Origin of the sequence: Pseudomonas protegens (genome assembly GCF_003732485.1) — a bacterium.
Lineage (GTDB): Bacteria > Pseudomonadota > Gammaproteobacteria > Pseudomonadales > Pseudomonadaceae > Aquipseudomonas > Aquipseudomonas protegens_B.
On the sequence record NZ_MOAK01000036.1, the window covers coordinates 288,224 to 307,783 of the forward strand.

The 19,560-nt window shown below is 61.4% G+C and carries 19 protein-coding genes and 2 tRNA genes; 17 read left to right on the plus strand and 4 right to left on the minus strand.

Features of this window, described 5'->3' with window-relative positions; translation table 11 throughout:
• The 6 genes from murJ to ispH form a co-directional block, all read left to right on the plus strand.
• The coding region (gene murJ / locus BLX41_RS08240) for a murein biosynthesis integral membrane protein MurJ (protein ID WP_259744549.1) at positions 1–1,099 on the plus strand (1,099 nt) is incomplete at its 5' end.
• Between the two features lie 129 nt (positions 1,100–1,228).
• The gene (gene ribF / locus BLX41_RS08245; RefSeq protein WP_123724472.1) at positions 1,229–2,173 is read left to right on the plus strand and encodes a bifunctional riboflavin kinase/FAD synthetase; all 945 of its coding nucleotides are present in this window, start codon (positions 1,229–1,231) and stop codon (positions 2,171–2,173) included.
• A gap of 13 nt (positions 2,174–2,186) precedes the next feature.
• Complete coding sequence (gene ileS, locus BLX41_RS08250; RefSeq protein WP_123724473.1) at positions 2,187–5,018, plus strand: isoleucine--tRNA ligase; 2,832 nt, start codon at positions 2,187–2,189, stop codon at positions 5,016–5,018.
• Positions 5,011–5,523 (plus strand): signal peptidase II, encoded by a 513-nt coding sequence (lspA, locus tag BLX41_RS08255; RefSeq protein WP_123724474.1) that lies wholly within the window; start codon positions 5,011–5,013, stop codon positions 5,521–5,523. Before ileS ends, lspA begins: the two co-directional genes overlap by 8 nt.
• Positions 5,516–5,968: an FKBP-type peptidyl-prolyl cis-trans isomerase gene (gene fkpB, locus BLX41_RS08260; RefSeq protein WP_123724475.1), complete on the plus strand. Its 453-nt coding sequence runs from the start codon at positions 5,516–5,518 to the stop codon at positions 5,966–5,968. The genes lspA and fkpB overlap by 8 nt, the downstream gene beginning before the upstream one ends.
• 102 nt (positions 5,969–6,070) lie before the next feature.
• Positions 6,071–7,018, plus strand: a complete 948-nt coding sequence (ispH, locus tag BLX41_RS08265; protein ID WP_123724476.1) for a 4-hydroxy-3-methylbut-2-enyl diphosphate reductase — start codon at positions 6,071–6,073, stop codon at positions 7,016–7,018.
• On the opposite strand, the gene BLX41_RS08270 is transcribed toward ispH, so the two are convergent.
• Complete coding sequence (locus BLX41_RS08270; protein WP_123724477.1) at positions 7,019–7,543, minus strand: GspH/FimT family protein; 525 nt, start codon at positions 7,541–7,543, stop codon at positions 7,019–7,021.
• 398 nt (positions 7,544–7,941) lie between these two features.
• Between BLX41_RS08270 and pilV the strand changes: the two genes are divergently transcribed.
• The 6 genes from pilV (at position 7,942) to thiO (ending at position 11,653) form a co-directional block, all read left to right on the plus strand.
• Positions 7,942–8,385, plus strand: a complete 444-nt coding sequence (pilV, locus tag BLX41_RS08275; RefSeq protein WP_123724478.1) for a type IV pilus modification protein PilV — start codon at positions 7,942–7,944, stop codon at positions 8,383–8,385.
• Positions 8,382–9,092, plus strand: a complete 711-nt coding sequence (locus BLX41_RS08280; protein ID WP_123724479.1) for a PilW family protein — start codon at positions 8,382–8,384, stop codon at positions 9,090–9,092. The genes pilV and BLX41_RS08280 overlap by 4 nt, the downstream gene beginning before the upstream one ends.
• A 41-nt stretch (positions 9,093–9,133) precedes the next feature.
• A complete protein-coding gene (locus BLX41_RS08285; protein WP_123724480.1) occupies positions 9,134–9,574 on the plus strand; it encodes a pilus assembly PilX family protein in 441 nt (146 codons plus the stop codon).
• Positions 9,575–9,785: 211 nt separating this feature from the next.
• Positions 9,786–10,079, plus strand: a complete 294-nt coding sequence (locus BLX41_RS08290) for a hypothetical protein (RefSeq protein ID WP_404942749.1) — start codon at positions 9,786–9,788, stop codon at positions 10,077–10,079.
• A gap of 15 nt (positions 10,080–10,094) precedes the next feature.
• Entirely contained in the window at positions 10,095–10,496 is a 402-nt protein-coding gene (locus BLX41_RS08295) for a type IV pilin protein (protein ID WP_123724481.1), read from the plus strand.
• A 56-nt stretch (positions 10,497–10,552) separates the two neighbouring features.
• Positions 10,553–11,653, plus strand: a complete 1,101-nt coding sequence (thiO, locus tag BLX41_RS08300; protein ID WP_123724482.1) for a glycine oxidase ThiO — start codon at positions 10,553–10,555, stop codon at positions 11,651–11,653.
• Here thiO and BLX41_RS08305 read toward each other — a convergent pair.
• The 3 genes from BLX41_RS08305 to BLX41_RS08315 form a co-directional block, all read right to left on the minus strand.
• Positions 11,650–12,978, minus strand: coding sequence for a sigma-54-dependent transcriptional regulator (locus tag BLX41_RS08305; protein WP_123724483.1), 1,329 nt, complete (start codon positions 12,976–12,978; stop codon positions 11,650–11,652). The genes thiO and BLX41_RS08305 overlap by 4 nt on opposite strands.
• Positions 12,979–13,130: 152 nt before the next feature.
• Entirely contained in the window at positions 13,131–13,364 is a 234-nt protein-coding gene (locus BLX41_RS08310) for a PP0621 family protein (RefSeq protein ID WP_123724484.1), read from the minus strand.
• A gap of 122 nt (positions 13,365–13,486) precedes the next feature.
• On the minus strand, positions 13,487–14,509 hold the full coding sequence (locus tag BLX41_RS08315) for an outer membrane protein assembly factor BamD (protein WP_123724485.1): 1,023 nt from the start codon (positions 14,507–14,509) through the stop codon (positions 13,487–13,489).
• A 150-nt stretch (positions 14,510–14,659) separates the two neighbouring features.
• On the opposite strand from BLX41_RS08315, the gene rluD reads away from it, so the two are divergent.
• The 5 genes from rluD (at position 14,660) to BLX41_RS08340 (ending at position 19,497) form a co-directional block, all read left to right on the plus strand.
• Positions 14,660–15,622, plus strand: coding sequence for a 23S rRNA pseudouridine(1911/1915/1917) synthase RluD (gene rluD / locus BLX41_RS08320; RefSeq protein WP_123724486.1), 963 nt, complete (start codon positions 14,660–14,662; stop codon positions 15,620–15,622).
• Positions 15,619–16,344, plus strand: coding sequence for a peptidoglycan editing factor PgeF (pgeF, locus tag BLX41_RS08325; RefSeq protein WP_123724487.1), 726 nt, complete (start codon positions 15,619–15,621; stop codon positions 16,342–16,344). Before rluD ends, pgeF begins: the two co-directional genes overlap by 4 nt.
• A gap of 130 nt (positions 16,345–16,474) precedes the next feature.
• Positions 16,475–19,039 (plus strand): ATP-dependent chaperone ClpB, encoded by a 2,565-nt coding sequence (gene clpB, locus BLX41_RS08330; protein ID WP_011063533.1) that lies wholly within the window; start codon positions 16,475–16,477, stop codon positions 19,037–19,039.
• A 296-nt stretch (positions 19,040–19,335) separates the two neighbouring features.
• Positions 19,336–19,411 (plus strand) — tRNA-Asn (locus BLX41_RS08335).
• Between the two features lie 9 nt (positions 19,412–19,420).
• Positions 19,421–19,497: transfer RNA gene (locus BLX41_RS08340), tRNA-Pro, on the plus strand.
• Positions 19,498–19,560 lie beyond the last annotated feature (63 nt).

Sequence of the window (19,560 nt, forward strand, 5' to 3'; positions counted from 1 at the left end):
CGGAGCGATTCTCAATACCTGGAACCGCTTCTCGGTGCCGGCGTTCGTGCCGACCTTGCTCAACGTCAGCATGATCATCTTCGCGGTGTTCCTGACGCCCTATTTCGATCCGCCGGTGATGGCCCTGGGGTGGGCGGTGCTGGCCGGTGGCCTGGCGCAGTTGCTTTATCAACTGCCGCATCTGAAGAAGATCGGCATGTTGGTGCTGCCGCGCCTGAATTTGCGTGATACCGGTGTCTGGCGGGTGATGAAGCAGATGCTGCCGGCGATCCTCGGGGTGTCCGTCAGTCAGATATCGCTGATCATCAACACCATCTTTGCCTCCTTCCTGGTGGCGGGCTCTGTGTCCTGGATGTATTACGCCGACCGTCTCATGGAGCTGCCTTCGGGCGTGCTGGGCGTGGCCCTGGGCACTATTTTGCTGCCGACCCTGGCCAAGACCTACGCCAACAGGGATCGCCATGAGTACTCGCGGATTCTCGATTGGGGGCTGCGCCTGTGCTTTATTCTGGTGCTGCCATGCTCCCTGGCGCTGGGGATCCTCGCCGAACCGTTGACGGTGTCCCTATTCCAGTACGGTGAATTCAGCGCTTTCGACGCCTCTATGACTCAGCGTGCATTAGTGGCTTACGCCGTGGGCTTGTTGGGGATTATCGTGATCAAGGTGCTGGCGCCGGGCTTCTATGCACAGCAGAACATCCGCACACCGGTGAAGATCGCCATCTTCACGCTGATTGTCACTCAACTGCTCAATCTGGCCTTTATCGGTCCCTTGAAACATGCCGGTCTGGCTTTGGCCATCAGCGCCGGGGCCTGTATCAATGCTGGATTGTTGTTCTACCAATTGCGCAAGCAGCAGATGTTTCAGCCGCAGCCGGGTTGGGGGCTGTTTGCCTTGAAGCTGATAGTGGCGGTGGCGGTGATGTCGGCGGTATTGCTGGGGCTGCTGCACTTTATGCCGGCCTGGGACCAGGGGCACATGTTCCAGCGCTTCCTACGTCTGGGGGGGCTGGTGGTGGCTGGCGTGGTGGCGTATTTCGGGATGTTGGCCCTGTTGGGCTTCCGTTTGCGCGACTTTAATCGCAAGGCCTTGAACTGACGGCTGTTTAGCCGTCGGGGCGGGGCAAGCGCTGGTTTTATCGGTTGGATCACTTTGGGTGACGGTGCTGCCTGTCGTCGGCCGTCGGGTGTGGTTATAATCGACCACTTTATGAGCAAGAAGCGCGTTATGCAGCTGGTTCGAGGCCTCCACAATCTGCGCCCCCAGCATCGGGGCTGCGTCGCCACTATTGGCAACTTTGACGGTGTTCACCGTGGTCATCAGGCTATCCTGGGTCGGCTGCGTGAACGTGCGCTCGAGTTGGGCGTGCCCAGCTGCGTGGTGATTTTCGAGCCGCAGCCGCGGGAATTCTTTGCCCCCGAGACGGCTCCGGCACGCCTGGCCCGCCTGCGTGACAAGCTGCAATTGCTGGCTGATGCCGGGGTTGACCGGGTGTTGTGCCTGGCCTTCAACCAGCGCCTGAGCAAACTCAGCGCCAGCGAGTTCGTCGAGCGAATCCTGGTGGACGGCCTGGGTGTGCAGCACCTCGAAGTGGGGGACGACTTCCGCTTCGGCTGCGACCGGGTCGGCGATTTCGACTTCCTGCAGCAGGCCGGCGCGACACAGGGCTTTACCGTCGAGGCGGCGCAGACCGTCGAACTCGATGGCCTGCGTGTCAGCAGTACCCAGGTCCGCAATGCCCTGGCCGCCGCCGACTTTGAACTGGCCGAGCGTTTGCTCGGTCGCCCGTACCGGATTGCCGGGCGGGTGCTGCACGGGCAGAAGCTGGCGCGCCAGTTGGGTACGCCCACCGCCAACGTGCAATTGAAGCGTCGGCGTGTGCCGCTTTCCGGGGTTTACCTGGTGAGCGTCGACATCGCCGGCAAGACCTGGCCGGGCGTCGCCAATATCGGTGTTCGGCCAACGGTCGCAGGTGATGGCAAGGCCCACCTGGAAGTCCATCTTTTAGATTTTGCCGGCGATCTGTATGACCGGCGTTTGACGGTGGTTTTCCACCACAAGCTGCGTGAAGAGCAGCGTTTCGCCTCCCTGGAGGCGTTGAAGACGGCGATCAATGCGGATGTTGCCGCCGCCCGTGCCCAAGTGGCACGTATCCATAGCGCCAATCGCTAATGAAGAGCCTTAAATGACCGACTATAAAGCCACGTTAAACCTTCCGGACACCGCCTTCCCAATGAAGGCCGGCCTGCCTCAGCGCGAACCGCAGATTCTGCAGCGCTGGGACAGCATTGGCCTGTACGGAAAGTTGCGCGAGATTGGCAAGGATCGTCCCAAGTTCGTACTGCACGACGGTCCTCCCTATGCCAACGGCTCGATTCACATCGGTCATGCGGTCAACAAGATTCTCAAGGACATGATCATCCGCTCGAAAACCCTGGCGGGTTTCGACGCGCCTTACGTTCCTGGCTGGGACTGCCACGGTCTGCCGATCGAGCACAAGGTCGAGGTGACCCACGGCAAGAACCTGTCCTCGGACCAGACCCGCGAGCTGTGCCGCGCCTACGCTTCCGAGCAGATCGAAGGGCAGAAGGCCGAGTTCATCCGCCTGGGTGTGCTGGGCGACTGGGCCAATCCCTACAAGACCATGAACTTCGCCAACGAGGCCGGCGAGATCCGTGCCCTGGCGGAAATGGTCAAGGGCGGCTTCGTGTTCAAGGGCCTGAAGCCGGTGAACTGGTGCTTCGACTGCGGCTCGGCCCTGGCTGAAGCGGAAGTCGAGTACCAGGACAAGAAGTCCGCGACCATCGACGTAGCCTTCCCGATCGCCGACGAAGACAAGCTGGCCACCGCCTTCGGTCTGGCCAATCTGGCCAAGCCCGCTGCCATCGTGATCTGGACCACCACCCCGTGGACCATCCCGGCCAACCAGGCGCTGAACGTCCACCCAGAGTTCAACTACGCCCTGGTGGATGCCGGTGATCGCCTGCTGGTGCTGGCCGAAGAGCTGGTGGAGTCCTGCCTGGCCCGTTACAACCTGGAAGGTTCGGTGATCGCCACCGCGCCAGGTTCGGCTCTGGAACTGATCAATTTCCGTCACCCGTTCTACGATCGCCTGTCGCCGGTGTACCTGGCCGAGTATGTAGAGCTGGGCGCCGGTACTGGCGTGGTGCACTCGGCTCCTGCCTACGGTGAAGACGACTTCGTGACCTGCAAGCGCTACGGCATGGTCAACGATGACATCCTCAACCCGGTGCAGAGCAACGGCGTTTACGCACCATCGCTGGAATTCTTCGGCGGCCAGTTCATCTGGAAGGCCAATCCGGCCATCGTCGACAAGCTGAGCGAAGTCGGTGCCCTGCTGCACACCGAAACCATCAGCCACAGCTACATGCACTGCTGGCGCCACAAGACTCCGCTGATCTATCGCGCCACCGCGCAATGGTTCGTCGGCATGGACAAGCAGCCGGAAGCCGGCGACACCCTGCGCCAACGTGCCCTGCAAGCCATCGAAGACACCCAGTTCGTTCCGGCCTGGGGCCAGGCGCGTCTGCATTCGATGATCGCCAACCGTCCGGACTGGTGCATCTCCCGTCAGCGTAACTGGGGCGTGCCGATCCCGTTCTTCCTGCACAAGGAAAGCGGCGAGTTGCACCCACGTACCGTCGAGCTGATGGAGGAAGTGGCCAAGCGCGTCGAGCAGCAAGGCATCGAGGCCTGGTTCAAGATGGACGCCGCCGAACTGCTGGGCGACGAAGTCGGCCAGTACGACAAGATCAGCGACACCCTGGACGTCTGGTTCGACTCTGGCACCACGCACTGGCACGTACTGCGCGGTTCGCACCCGATGGGTCACGAAACGGGGCCGCGGGCCGACTTGTACCTGGAAGGTTCCGACCAGCACCGTGGCTGGTTCCACTCGTCCCTGCTTACCGGTTGCGCCATCGACAACCACGCGCCGTATCGTGAGCTGCTGACCCACGGTTTCACCGTGGACGAGAATGGCCGCAAGATGTCCAAGTCCCTGGGCAACGTGATCGCGCCGCAGAAGGTCAACGACACCCTGGGCGCCGACATCATGCGCTTGTGGGTTTCGGCTACCGACTACTCCGGTGAGATGGCGGTTTCCGACCAGATCCTGCAGCGCAGCGCCGACGCCTACCGGCGTATCCGTAACACCGCGCGCTTCCTGCTTTCCAACCTGAGTGGCTTCAACCCGGCCACCGATCTGCTGCCGGCCGAAGACATGCTGGCCCTGGATCGCTGGGCCGTGGACCGCGCCCTGTTGCTGCAGCGTGAGCTGGAGTTGCACTACGGCGAGTACCGCTTCTGGAACGTCTACTCCAAGGTGCACAACTTCTGTGTGCAGGAGCTGGGCGGCTTCTATCTGGATATCATCAAGGACCGCCAGTACACCACCGGCGCCAACAGCCAGGCTCGGCGTTCCTGCCAGACCGCGCTGTTCCACATCTCCGAGGCGCTGGTGCGCTGGATCGCGCCGATCCTGGCCTTCACTGCCGACGAGCTGTGGCAGTACCTGCCGGGCGAGCGCAACGAATCGGTGATGCTCAACACCTGGTACGAAGGCCTGAGCGAGCTGCCGGAAGGCTTCGAGCTGGATCGCGCCTACTGGGAGCGGATCATGGCGGTCAAGGTGGCGGTCAACAAGGAACTGGAGAACCAGCGTGCCGCGAAAGCGGTGGGCGGCAACCTGCAGGCCGAAGTGACCCTGTACGCCGAAGACTCGCTGTCGGCTGACCTGGCCAAGCTGAGCAACGAGCTGCGTTTTGTACTGATCACCTCCACCGCCAGTGTCGCGCCTCTGGCGCAGGCTCCGGCGGACGCGGTGGAAACCGAAGTCAGCGGCCTCAAGCTGAAAGTGGTCAAGTCGAGCTTCGTCAAGTGCGCTCGTTGCTGGCACTGCCGCGAAGACGTCGGCGTACATCCTGAACACCCGGAAATCTGCGGTCGTTGTGTGGATAACATCAGTGGCTCGGGCGAGGTTCGTCACTATGCCTAACGCCGCAGGTCGTTTCGGCCGTCTGGGCTGGCTGTGGTTGAGCGTGCTGGTCCTGGTCATTGACCAGGTCAGCAAGCTGCACTTCGAAAGTTCGCTGACCATGTACCAGCAGATCGTGGTGATCCCCGAGTACTTCAGTTGGACCCTGGCCTATAACACCGGCGCAGCCTTCAGCTTCCTCGCGGACAGCTCCGGCTGGCAACGCTGGCTGTTCGCTCTGATCGCGATCGTGGTCAGCGCGGTGCTGGTGGTCTGGCTCAAGCGCCTGGGGCGTAACGAAACCTGGCTGGCCATCGCCCTGGCCCTGGTGCTGGGCGGTGCCTTGGGCAACCTGTATGACCGCATTGCCCTGGGCCATGTGATCGATTTCATCCTGGTGCACTGGCAGAACCGCTGGTACTTCCCGGCATTCAACTTCGCCGACAGTGCTATCACTGTTGGCGCGGTGATGCTGGCCCTGGATATGTTCAAGAGCAAGAAAACCGGAGAAGCCGTTCATGACTGAACAGGTATTGACTGAGCAACGCATCGGTCAGAACACGGAAGTCACTTTGCACTTCGCATTGCGCCTGGAGAACGGCGATACCGTAGACAGCACGTTCGACAAGGCCCCGGCGACCTTCAAGGTCGGCGATGGCAACCTGCTCCCAGGGTTCGAGGCAGCGCTGTTCGGCTTCAAGGCCGGCGACAAGCGCAACCTGACCATCGAGCCGGAAAACGCCTTCGGCCAGCCGAACCCGCAGAACGTGCAGGTCATCCCGCGTTCGCAGTTCCAGGACATGGAGTTGTCGGAAGGTTTGCTGGTGATCTTCAATGACGCGGCGAACACTGAGTTGCCAGGAGTGGTCAAAGCCTTCGATGATGCTCAAGTCACCGTCGACTTCAATCACCCGCTGGCCGGCAAGACCTTGACCTTCGACGTGGAAATCATCGACGTCAAAGCGCTTTAACAGCATCGCCGGCATGCCGCCCCTATAGTGTAGGAGTCGGCTTGCCGGCGATCCGCTGTCTACAACGATCTAACTTCTTGCGCGCAAGACACGAGGCACAGCATGCAAATCAAACTCGCCAACCCCCGTGGCTTCTGCGCCGGTGTGGACCGGGCGATTGAAATCGTCAATCGCGCCCTGGAAGTCTTCGGGCCGCCGATCTACGTCCGGCATGAAGTGGTGCACAACAAATTTGTCGTGGAAGACCTGCGCAATCGTGGCGCAATCTTTGTCGAAGAACTGGAGCAGGTGCCGGACGACGTCATCGTCATCTTCAGTGCCCACGGTGTTTCCCAGGCGGTGCGCAGCGAGGCCGCCGGTCGCGGTCTTAAGGTGTTCGATGCCACTTGCCCGCTGGTGACCAAGGTGCATATCGAAGTGGCGCGCTACAGCCGCGACGGTCGTGAGTGCATCCTCATCGGCCACGCCGGCCACCCTGAAGTCGAAGGCACCATGGGGCAGTACGATGCCAGCAACGGTGGCGCCATCTACCTGGTGGAAGACGAAAAGGATGTAGCCGAGCTGCAGGTGCAGAACCCCGAACGCCTGGCGTTCGTGACCCAGACCACCTTGTCCATGGACGATACCAGCCGGGTGATCGATGCCCTGCGCGCGCGTTTCCCGGCCATTGGCGGGCCGCGCAAGGACGATATCTGCTACGCCACACAAAACCGTCAGGATGCGGTCAAGCAACTGGCCGACGAGTGCGATGTAGTGCTGGTGGTGGGCAGTCCCAACAGTTCGAACTCCAATCGCCTGCGCGAGCTGGCCGAGCGCATGGCCACTCCCGCCTACCTGATCGACGGTGCCGAGGACCTGCAGCGCAGCTGGTTCGATGGTGTCGAACGCATCGGTATCACGGCGGGTGCTTCGGCGCCGGAAGTCCTGGTACGTGGGGTGATCCAGCAGTTGCAGGCCTGGGGCGCCACGGGTGCCGACGAGCTGGCCGGCCGCGAAGAGAACATCACCTTCTCCATGCCCAAAGAGCTGCGGGTTCGCTCCCTGCTCTGATCAGTCCACTCCCACGCAAAGGGCCTGCTCAGCGGTTTCGCTGCGCAGGCTGACCCGCCCGCTGCGCGACAGCACCACCTGTTGGCGGCTGTGTTCCTGGTCGGCCTGGCAGATATGCAAGGTGCCGGCCTGGAAGGCGCCACTAGGCAGCAACGGATTGCCCTGGGCACTGAAACGCACGAAGTGCTGTACCGGACGATTGCCCACAATCAGCACTTGCCCACCGCTCTGACGTTCGATCAGCAGCGGATTCTGCGGATCCTCCAAACCCTTGCCACTGACATCCAGAATGATGCGCCAGCCCTGGCTCCAGTCGTCGTTGAGGCTGTGTATCAGTGCGGTGCGCTGATACAGGATTGCCGCCGCCCGCGCATTGCGCAGGCCACTGGCGAGCATCTGCGCCGCGTCCTGCTGTCGATTGGTGCGTAGTAGTTCACTGAGCGCAGCCGTGGATAGCGGCAGCAAAAGTGCCAGCAAGGCCAGCGCGGTCAGTAGTTCAATCAGGCTGAAGCCCTTTTCATGCATGGTGTCTCCTCCCTGGAGATGAGGCTTTCAGGCTATCCGTGCGTAGGCGCTGTACACATGAGCGAAGCGCCGGACTCGGACGGGTCGAGTCGTTGCCCGTTATAGCCGATGCCTGTTCCCGGGCGGATGTTGTATTTGCGTACAAAGGGTTTCAACTAATTGAAACTGCTCAGCGCCTGGGCCCTGGCGGCTCCGCCTCAAGGGTGTGTGGGGGAGGTGCGGGGGCTGTGAGCAATGTATTGCGGGTTGTTCCGAGAAGCGGCCCGGGACTGACTCTGGCACTAACCTTTGAAGTCGAGGGCATTGGTCTCCGTCGTTTCTGTGAGCTCACACGAGCCCGCTTCATCGGCGATCGGTGGTTGTCTCCATGCACCGAGGGGCGTGAAGGAGATTGAAGGATGAGGAAACGGCATGCACAGGACGGCATGACCCTGATCGAGGTGCTGGTGGCCCTGTTGATTCTCGCAGTGGGGCTGCTGGGGGCCGCCGCGGTCCAGATCAAGGCCCTGCAGTACACCGACAGTTCACGGATGAGCACCCAGGCCAGCTTCATCGCCTATGACATCCTTGACCGGATCCGTGCCAACGCAGCGGCCGACTATCGTGTTTCCACGCCCGCCACGGGCAGTCCGGGCAATGTTAGGGATCAGGACCTGCATGATTTCGCCAGCAACGTGGCGAACTTCGGGGGCCCCAGCGCCAAGGGCAGTATCAGTGTCAACCAGCAGGTCTACACCATCCGCATCACGTGGGACGACACCCGGGCCGAGGGGCATCCGGAGAGTGAGCGCAGTCTGGTACTCAGTAGTCGGGTGGCGGTGGATTCGGGAGGTGTGCGATGAGGCAGGGGAGCAATGGCTTTGGCCTGGTGGAGATAATGCTGGCACTGACTTTGAGCCTGGTGCTGGTGCTGGGTGTGGCCCAGGTATTTATCGCGGCGAAGGCTACTTACCTTAGCCAGAACGCCTCGGCCTACCTGCAAGAGGAGGCGCGTTTTGTCCTGAGCAAGATGCTCCAGGAGATTCGCATGGCAGGACTATCCGGTTGCCTGCGCACTATCAGTGATCGCAGTACGGCAAAGGAGTTTTCCCGCTACGCGGCCACCCCGATTCAGTGGAGCAATGTCGAGCGCAAATTGACCTTGGTCACCGCCGACATCGGCAATTATGGCGGGACGCCGACCTGGAGCCTGGTCACCGACTGTCGGCGCAGCGCCGTGGTCTATTCGGGGGCGCATCAAGGAGGCGACGGACAGCAGGTCCTGGCCTTGCGCCGACTGTTCTATAGCTTCCAGGACCATCAACTGATGCTGGGCAGCGGCTTGGGCAGGCAGCAGGCGGGGCTGTTGGATAATGTCGAGGCTTTCGACGTGAGTTTTGGCATGGCCCGTACCGCAACGGAAAGTGCAGCTTCCAGCTACAGCCGCAACCCGGGAGATCCGGCACGCATTCGCAGCGTGCGGCTGCAGCTGACCTTGTCCGATCCCCTGAAGCGTGTGCGCCCACAGCGCTTTACCTTAGTGGCGGCCTTGCGTAACAGGTTGCCCTGATGTCTGGCGTCAATGGAGCCGGGCCCGCCAGGGAGAGAGGCATGGCGCTGTTGGTGAGCCTGGTGTTCTTGTGGCTCCTGAGCATGATCGGCCTGTCATCGCTGCAGAACGCCATGCTCCAGGAAAAGATGAGCGCCAGCCTGACTTTGAACAACCGCGCTTTCCAGGCTGCGGAAGCGGCCTTGCGCCTCGGGGAAAGCGCGGTGCGCATGGATGGCTATCGTTTGCCGGTATGCGCCGGTCCTTCTCAATGTGCCCCTCCTGCTGAGTCTGCGGCGGTCAGCAGCGCAGGTTTCAACGATGTTTCCGCCGTGACTTGGATCGCCGCCGGAGAGGGTTTGTATGGGGTGCAGAACCTGGGGATTGCCGCGGATGTGGTCAACCTGCCGATCAACACCTCGGCCACCTTGTATCGAGTGACTGCAGTGGGTTTGGCCGGGCCATCGCGCAACGTGTTGGAGAGCATTTATGCCAAATACTGAACCCGAGTCGAAAGGTCGTCGGCTTTTGCTCGCCGTTGTCGCTACGTTGCTGGGCGGTTTGTGGCAGGGGGTAACAGCCCAGGCTTGCTGTCCGGCCAATAGCCCGCTCCCGGGCGCGGTTGCATTGGCACCTGAAGCGAGAACCAGTACTTCTTGTGTTCGGCCGTTGACTCCCCCCGTTGCCCGCGGATCAGTCTGGCCTTGTGCGGGAGTGGGCAGTGCCGGCCAGCCGATCAGTATGGTCCCGTGGCGGCTGGAGCATGTTCGTGACGCTTGGCCGGTGGGCTGCAATACCCTGCAGTTGAAGGTCGATGGCCCCGACTCAAACACTGGCAGTGGGAAATTGACCGAGCAGCGGGCGTTCAGCGGTAAGATGCTCGACGCTGCGGTTGCGGACACCCATGACACCCGCAAGATCACTCGCGATTCCAGTGCTGGCATCAGCACCCGAGTGGAAGAAACCGGCGGTGGCAGCCGGCGTATCCTGTGGCGACAAATTCAGTAAGCGAGATTCTTGACCATGCGCAGATCCAACCAAGGGTTCACCCTGATCGAAATCATGATCGTGATTGCGATCATCGGTCTGGTCCTTACCTTGAGCCTTCCCAGCATCACCGAATACATGAAGAAGCCCCATCGCAGTGAAATTGCCGTGCTGCTCACAGAGCAGGCGCAGCAGCTGGAGCGCCACTTCTCCAAGACCGGTGTCTACAGCAATGCCCCGGATCTGAGCGCCGGCAATGATTACTACGGCATCACCGCGACTCTGAGCGACAGCGGGTTTTCGCTGACCGCGACGCCAAAAGCCGATGGGATGATGGCCGGTGACAAATGCGGCAACTTCAGCATCGATCAGACAGGTGCAACCAACATCAGCGGTCAGGCCGAAGGGCTGTCGGCGAAGGAGTGCTGGGGGCGCTGAGTCTCTGTATCGGGGAGCTGCGGCGCCCACTGTCTTTCTCATGATTGGATCGGATTATGGCTAAGCAACAGCAAGTGCTGGTGGTGGGTGGTGGGGTGATTGGCCTGCTCACTGCTTTCAATCTGGCATCCCAGGGCCAGGAGGTACGGCTTGTAGAGCGTTCGGACCTGGGGCGCGAGTCCTCATGGGCTGGTGGAGGCATCGTCTCGCCGTTGTACCCTTGGCGCTACAGCCCGGCAGTCACGGCGCTCGCCCATTGGTCCCAGGACTTTTATCCACAGCTGGCGGAGCAACTGTTGAGTGCCACCGGGGTCGATCCCGAGGTGCATACCACCGGGCTCTACTGGCTGGATCTGGACGATGAAGCCCAAGCCCTGCAGTGGGCGCAGCGTGAGGGGCGGCCGCTGAGTGCTGTGGATATCTCGGCGGTACATGATGGGGTACCGGTGCTGGGGAGCGGTTACCAGCGGGCGATCTACATGGCCAATGTGGCCAATGTGCGTAATCCGCGGCTGGTCAAATCCCTCAAGGCCGCTTTGCAGGCCTTGCCCAACGTGCACATCGTCGAGCAGTGCAGCGTCAGCGGCTTTATTTGTGAAGGCCGGCAGGTGGTAGGCGTGCACAGTTCGCTGGGTGAGATTCGCGCCGATCAGGTGGTGCTCTGCGCGGGGGCCTGGAGTGGCGAGTTGCTGGGCAGCCTGGGGCTTGTACTGCCGGTGGAACCGGTCAAAGGGCAGATGATCCTGTACAAATGCGCTGCAGACTTCCTGTCCTGCATGGTCCTGGCCAAGGGCCGTTATGCGATTCCCCGGCGTGACGGACACATCCTGGTGGGCAGCACCCTGGAGCACGAAGGGTTCGACAAGACGCCGACTGCATCAGCTCTGGAAAGCCTCAAGGCTTCTGCTGTCGAACTGATTCCGGCACTGGCGGACGCTGAGGTGGTGGGGCATTGGGCCGGTCTGCGTCCGGGTTCGCCAGAGGGTATTCCCTACATCGGGCCCGTTCCCGGATTTTCCGGTTTGTGGCTCAACTGCGGGCATTACCGTAACGGCCTGGTGCTGGCGCCCGCTTCCTGCCAGCTTTTCTGCGACCTGCTGCTGGGACAGGCACCGATCATCGATCCGGCGCCCTATGCGCCCGAAGGTCGACTTTAATCCAGGCCGAGCTTTTTCATGCGGTAGCGCATCGAACGCAGGGACAGGCTCAGGCGTCGGGCCGCCGCCGTGCGGTTCCAGCGGCTTTCCTCCAGGGCCTGGAGGAGCAAATGGCGCTCCACCTGTTGCAGATGCAGCGTGAGGTCCAGGCTGGGGATAAGCGAGTGGGAAGGGGGGACCTGGTTTTCACTGACAGGCAGATGCAGGTCGGCCAGTTCTATCCACGGGCCCTCGCAAAGGGTCTGGGCCCGCTCCAGCAGGTTCTCCAGTTCGCGTACGTTGCCGGGAAAGTCGTAGCGCTCCAGGGCTTGCAGTGCTTGCGGGTGTAGTTGAGTGGCAGGCTTGTCGCCGGCTTCGGCCAGGCGTTGCAGAATGTGTCGCGCCAGCATCCCGATGTCCCCTGGGCGCTCGCGCAGGGCGGGGACTCGCAGTTCGATGACATTCAGGCGGTAGTAGAGATCCTGGCGAAAGCGGCCGGACTCTACCTCGCACTTCAGATCCTTGTGGGTGGCGCAGAGAATCCGCACATCGACGGCTCTTTCTTCCTGGCTGCCCACCGGGCGCACGGACTTTTCCTGTAGCGCACGTAGTAGCTTCACCTGCATGGCAAGAGGCAAGTCGGCGACCTCGTCGAGGAACAGGGTGCCCCCCTGAGCGGCTTGGAACAGTCCGGGCTGATCAGTCAGGGCGCCACTGAAGCTGCCTTTGCGGTGACCGAAAAACTCACTCTCCATCAGTTCGCCAGGAATGGCACCACAGTTGACCGGAATGAAGGGCTCCCTGGCCCTGGGGCCCAACTGGTGGATCAGGTGGGCCACTCGCTCCTTGCCACTGCCGGATTCGCCGCTGATGTAGACCGCCGCCAGGCTGGTGGCCAGCTTGTCGATGTGTCGGCGCAGGGTGTCCATGGGCGGTGAATCTCCCAACAACTGATGGGCGGGCAGGTTCTTTGTGCGACTGGGCAGACGCTTCAGTCTGCTGTTTATCCATTCTCGGAGGCGCACAGGGTGCAGGGGCTTGTGCAACAGGTCGCAGGCCCCGGCTTCCAGGGCGCTGGCCTGCGTGCCAGGTTCATTGCTCAGAAGTGCGACCGGCAGTTTAGGGTGGCATTGGCGAATATGCAGCAGCAGATCCAGTCCGCTGCCATCCGGCAGATGCAGGTCGGTCAGGCACAGGTCGAAGCGCTCCCGGGCCAGGTGAATCCGGGCTTCGTGCAAGGTGCGGGCACTTTGGGTGTGCAGGCGCATGCGGCCGAGGGTGATTTCCACGAGGGCGCGGACTTCCGAGGCCTCATCGACCACCAGCACCCTGTGCATTGGGCTCATGGCGGCTGCCGTTTTCATTTATGAGTAAACAGCGGACAAAAATAGCGCCCGTGTTGGGGGCGAGAGTTCAGTCTAGGCCCCCTGGATGGGCTGCGCAGGGGGCTGGAGGCTGGTTATTTTGTCGCTAATTGTGCGGGCAGTGGGGATGGGGTTCAGCGTTCCTGATTGCCCGGGCCCTGTTCCAGATGCGCCTGGCTGCAGTACCACTGCTGCGACAGGCTCAGCGCCCGGTCCTGAGGCAGGTGCACGCCGCAGTGGGCACACCGCACCATTGGCGTGCTGGCCGGCTCGTGGGGCGTGCGGGGAGTTGCAGCGGGGCGCTTGAATTTGCGCCAGAACCATACCGCAGCGGCAATCAGAGCGATCCAGAACAGTAGACGAACCATGGTGACCAGCTTTATGGGGAAAGAGGGAGCAGTTTATCCAAGCGCCCGTCGGGCGCACAGGCCCATAAAGCTGCGGGCATTAAAAAGGGAGACTTGAAGTCTCCCTTTTTAATGCGGCGCTATCAGTCGAACACGCCAAAGGTCATGTAGCTGAACCAGGAGCGGTCACTGTTGTTGCCGGTGGCCTCGTGCTCTTCTTCCTCAAGCACGTCGCCGTTGCTGTCTTTAGGCTTGAGCTCCGATGGGATCGCGTCCTTGGCATCCTGGTACTGCTTCATCACGTCCTGGTTGGCGCGGGTTTCTCCCGGCGGCAGCGGTGGACGGGACTCGATCAGGCCCAAAGTAGCCTTGCTCAGCCAGGAGCGGTTGTCGGCTTCGGCCACTCGTGGCACGAACTGACCATCAACCAGGCTTGGGTGATTCGGGTAATTGAGCTTCAGGGTTTCCAGGCTGGTGGCCGCCAGTTCGTCCAGGTGCAGACGCTGGTAGGCCTCGGTCATCACTGCCAGGCCGTCGCCCACGGAAGGGGTTTCCTGGAAGTTTTCCACCACGTAGCGGCCACGGTTGGCGGCGGCGACATAGGCCTGACGGGTCAGGTAGTAGTCGGCCACGTGGATTTCATAGGCGGCCAGCAGGTTGCGCAGGTAGATCATGCGCTGCTTGGCGTCCGGGGCGTAGCGGCTATTGGGGAAGCGGCTGGTGAGCTGGGCGAACTCGTTGTAGGAGTCGCGGGCGGCGCCCGGGTCACGCTTGGTCATGTCCAGTGGCAGGAAGCGCGCCAGCAGGCCGACGTCCTGATCGAAGGAGGTCAGGCCCTTGAGGTAGTAGGCGTAGTCCACGTTCGGGTGCTGGGGGTGCAGGCGAATGAAGCGCTCGGCGGCGGATTTCGCCGCTTCGGGCTCGGCATTCTTGTAGTTGGCGTAGATCAGCTCGAGCTGTGCCTGATCGGCGTAGCGACCAAAGGGATAGCGCGATTCCAGGGCCTTGAGCTTGGCGGTGGCGCTGGTAAAGCTGTGGTTGTCCAGGTCGGTCTGCGCCTGCTGGTACAACTCGACTTCGCTCAGGTTTTCGTCAACGACTTCCTTCGATGAGCAAGCAGCGGTCAGTGCGAGGATGGCGATCAGCAGCAGGTGTTTCACTTGCATGGCGGCTTGCGTCCCTATGACGGCCGCTGTCTTGGGCGGGGCCGTCCTGTTATGATGAGCGCCCCGTTGAAAGCCTCGGGGCAAAAGACGCCGTATTTAACCACAAGCGCGCAGCCGAAACCAAAGGCTGTGCCGACGCCCAGTCCGAGCATGTCCGATAAAATTGAACTTCGCGCAGAGGTGCCGTCCGAACTGGGCGGTCAACGCCTCGATCAAGTCGCCGCACAACTATTCGCTGAGCATTCGCGCTCGCGCCTTTCCGCCTGGATCAAAGACGGCCGCCTGACTGTGGACGGAGCGGTGATCCGCCCTCGGGACATCGTGCACGGCGGTGCCGTTCTCGAACTGACCGCCGAGCAAGAGGCCCAGGGTGAGTGGATCGCCCAGGACATCGAGCTGGACATCGTCTATGAAGACGACGACATCCTGGTGATCAACAAGCCTGCGGGCCTGGTGGTGCACCCGGCTGCCGGCCATGCCGATGGCACCCTGCTCAATGCCCTGCTGCATCACATCCCCGACATTATCAATGTGCCGCGGGCCGGTATCGTCCACCGCCTGGACAAGGACACCACCGGTTTGATGGTGGTGGCCAAGACCATCCAGGCGCAGACCCAGCTGGTGGCCCAGCTGCAAAGCCGCAGTGTCAGCCGTATCTATGAGTGCATCGTGATCGGTGTGGTGACTGCGGGAGGCAAGATCAATGCTCCCATTGGTCGCCACGGCCAGCAGCGCCAGCGCATGGCGGTAATGGAAGGCGGCAAGCAGGCTGTCAGCCACTACCGCGTGCTGGAACGTTTCCGTTCCCACACCCATGTGCGGGTCAAGTTGGAAACCGGTCGTACCCACCAGATTCGGGTGCACATGGCCCACATCAACTTCCCGTTGGTGGGCGATCCTGCGTACGGCGGCCGCTTCCGCATTCCGCCGGCGGCGAGCCAGACCATGGTCGACTCGCTGAAAAACTTCCCGCGCCAGGCCCTGCATGCGCGTTTCCTGGAGCTGGACCATCCGACCACCGGTCAACGCATGAGCTGGGAGTCGCCGCTGCCGGACGATTTCGTCTGGCTGCTGTCGCTGCTCAAGCAGGACCGTGAGGCGTTCATCGGATGATTGACTGGCTGATTCCCGACTGGCCCGCGCCGGCCGGAGTCAAAGCCTGTGTCACCACTCGTGCGGGCGGCGTCAGCCTGGCGCCGTTTGACAGCCTCAACCTGGGCGACCATGTCGACGATCAGCCGCAAGCAGTGGCCGAGAATCGCCGTCGCCTGACCGAACACTTCGGCATTGCCCCAGCCTGGCTGCAACAGGTGCACGGGGTGGCCGTGGCCCATGCCGATCCTTCTATAGTCGCGACCGCGGATGCCAGTTGGTCCGCCACTCCGGGCGTTGCCTGTACGGTGATGACCGCCGACTGCCTGCCGGCACTGTTCTGCAACCGTGCCGGAACCCGGATTGCCGCAGCCCACGCCGGTTGGCGCGGGTTGGCGGCGGGCGTGCTGGAGGCCACCCTCGATAGCCTGGACACGCCGCCTGCCGAGGTCCTGGTGTGGCTGGGGCCGGCCATTGGCCCGGAGCGCTTTGAAGTAGGGGCCGAAGTGCGTGAAGCCTTCGTCGCCCAGCTGCCAGCAGCCGAGCAGGCCTTTGTGCCGAGCATCAATGCCGGGCGCTTCATGGCCGACATCTATCAGTTGGCGCGCCTGCGTCTGGCGGCCCGCGGTGTGACGGCGGTCTATGGCGGTGGCTACTGCACCGTGACCGACCCACGCTTCTTCTCTTATCGACGCAGCCCGCGCACTGGGCGTTTTGCCTCCCTTATCTGGCTTGAACGCTAGACTAATCTGACTTGCGTCAAACAGATGACGCTTGAATCTCCCAGAATCGACCGCATCTAGTGAAGCATCTGGCAGGTTTCTCTATTTAGGTGTGTCCATCGCTCCGGCCTGCTCAAAAGGAAGGTGACTAATGCGTATAGACCGATTAACCAGCAAATTGCAGCTGGCCTTATCCGATTCTCAATCTCTGGCGGTTGGCCTTGATCATCCGGCCATTGAACCGGCGCACCTGATGCAAGCGCTGCTTGAACAGCAGGGCGGTTCGATCAAGCCCCTGCTGATGCAGGTGGGCTTCGACGTCAACAGTTTGCGCAAGGAGCTGAGCAAAGAGCTCGACCAACTGCCGAAAATCCAGAACCCTACCGGCGACGTGAACATGTCCCAGGATCTGGCGCGCCTGCTCAACCAGGCCGACCGTCTGGCGCAGCAGAAAGGTGACCAGTTCATCTCCAGCGAGCTGGTGCTGCTGGCCGCCATGGATGAAAACAGCAAGCTCGGCAAATTGTTGCTGGGCCAGGGCGTGAGCAAGAAAGCCCTGGAAAACGCCATCAATAACCTGCGCGGCGGCGAGGCGGTGAATGACGCCAACGTCGAAGAGTCGCGCCAGGCCCTGGACAAGTACACCGTCGACCTGACCAAGCGCGCCGAAGACGGCAAGCTTGACCCGGTGATCGGCCGTGACGATGAAATTCGCCGGACCATCCAGGTGCTGCAACGCCGGACCAAGAACAACCCGGTGCTGATTGGTGAACCTGGCGTGGGTAAAACCGCCATCGCCGAAGGCCTGGCCCAGCGCATCATCAACGGCGAAGTGCCGGATGGCCTCAAAGGCAAGCGCTTGCTGTCCCTGGACATGGGCGCCTTGATCGCCGGTGCCAAATACCGCGGCGAATTCGAAGAGCGCCTGAAGTCCCTGCTCAACGAACTGTCGAAGCAGGAAGGGCAGATCATCCTGTTCATCGACGAACTGCACACCATGGTTGGCGCTGGTAAAGGCGAAGGCTCGATGGATGCGGGCAACATGCTCAAGCCGGCCCTGGCCCGTGGCGAGTTGCACTGCGTCGGTGCCACCACGCTCAACGAGTACCGCCAATATATAGAGAAGGACGCGGCCCTTGAGCGGCGCTTCCAGAAAGTGTTGGTGGACGAGCCGAGCGAGGAGGACACCATTGCCATCCTGCGCGGCCTGAAAGAGCGCTATGAGGTGCACCACAAGGTGGCGATCACCGACGGCGCGATCATTGCCGCGGCCAAGCTCAGCCATCGTTACATCACTGACCGGCAACTGCCGGACAAGGCCATCGACCTGATCGACGAGGCCGCGAGCCGCATCCGCATGGAGATCGACTCCAAGCCGGAAGTGCTGGATCGTCTGGAGCGGCGCCTGATTCAGCTGAAAGTCGAATCCCAGGCGCTGAAGAAAGAAGACGATGAGGCTGCGATCAAGCGGCTGGAAAAACTCCAGGAAGAGATTGTCCGCCTGGAGCGTGAATACGCTGACCTGGAAGAAGTCTGGACCTCGGAGAAAGCCGAAGTGCAGGGTTCTGCGCAGATCCAGCAGAAGATCGAGCAGTCGCGCCAGGAGCTGGAAGCGGCGCGGCGTAAAGGCGATCTCAATCGCATGGCCGAGCTGCAGTACGGGGTGATCCCGGATCTGGAGCGCAGCCTGCAGATGGTCGATCAGCATGGCCACAGCGAGAACCAGCTGCTGCGCAGCAAGGTTACCGAGGAAGAGATTGCCGAAGTGGTGTCCAAGTGGACCGGCATTCCAGTGTCGAAAATGCTCGAAGGCGAGCGCGACAAGCTGCTGAAGATGGAAAGCCTGCTGCACGAGCGGGTGATTGGCCAGAACGAAGCCGTGGTGGCGGTGGCCAACGCTGTGCGCCGTTCCCGAGCCGGGTTGTCCGACCCGAACCGGCCCAGCGGTTCGTTCATGTTCCTCGGTCCGACCGGTGTGGGTAAGACCGAGCTGTGCAAGGCCCTGGCGGAATTCCTCTTCGATACCGAGGAGGCTATGGTGCGGATCGACATGTCCGAGTTCATGGAGAAACACTCCGTGGCTCGCCTGATCGGTGCGCCACCGGGTTATGTCGGTTATGAAGAGGGCGGTTACCTGACCGAAGCCGTGCGTCGCAAGCCGTACTCGGTGATTCTTCTGGATGAAGTCGAGAAGGCGCACCCGGATGTGTTCAACATCCTGCTGCAGGTTCTGGAAGATGGCCGCCTGACGGACAGCCACGGACGCACTGTGGACTTCCGCAACACGGTGATTGTCATGACCTCCAACCTGGGCTCGGCACAGATCCAGGAGCTGGTAGGGGATCGTGAGGCGCAACGTGCAGCGGTGATGGACGCAGTGTCCACGCACTTCCGGCCGGAGTTCATCAACCGGGTCGACGAAGTGGTGATCTTCGAGCCTCTGGCGCGGGATCAGATCGCCGGTATCACGCAGATCCAGCTGGGTCGCCTGCGCAGCCGTCTGGCGGAGCGCGAGTTGAGCCTGGAGCTGAGCGACGAGGCCTTGGACAAGCTGATCGCCGTGGGTTACGACCCGGTGTATGGCGCACGGCCGTTGAAGCGGGCCATCCAGCGCTGGATCGAGAACCCGTTGGCGCAGTTGATCCTCTCCGGTGGTTTCCTGCCGGGAGCCACAGTCACCGCCTCGGTGCAGGACGACGAAATCGTCTTTGCCTGATTACCCATAGGTGGGTTTATGAAAGAGGCCTCGCATTGCGAGGCCTTTTTTTTCACTAGGGCGTTGAACTGTAAGGAAAAGGCTTGTAAAGTGCGCCCCGCAGTCAGTCACCTCCAAGGGTTTTTTCTGATTCAGAAGAAACCGGCAATGAAGTCGCAAATCATTGTCTTAAAAGCAATTTAAGGGGTTGACAGGGGTTTTTAAGATTGTAAAATAGCGCGCCTCAGAGGCATGAACGTAGCGATACGGGCAAGTCGAAGAGGATGAAGTAAAAGTTGTAACTTGAAATATGCAGTTCCGTGATAGCTCAGTCGGTAGAGCAAATGACTGTTAATCATTGGGTCCCAGGTTCGAGTCCTGGTCACGGAGCCAATTTCAAACCGGGGTATAGCGCAGTCCGGTAGCGCGCCTGCTTTGGGAGCAGGATGTCAGGAGTTCGAATCCCCTTACCCCGACCATTTTTGGGTCGTTAGCTCAGTTGGTAGAGCAGTTGGCTTTTAACCAATTGGTCGTAGGTTCGA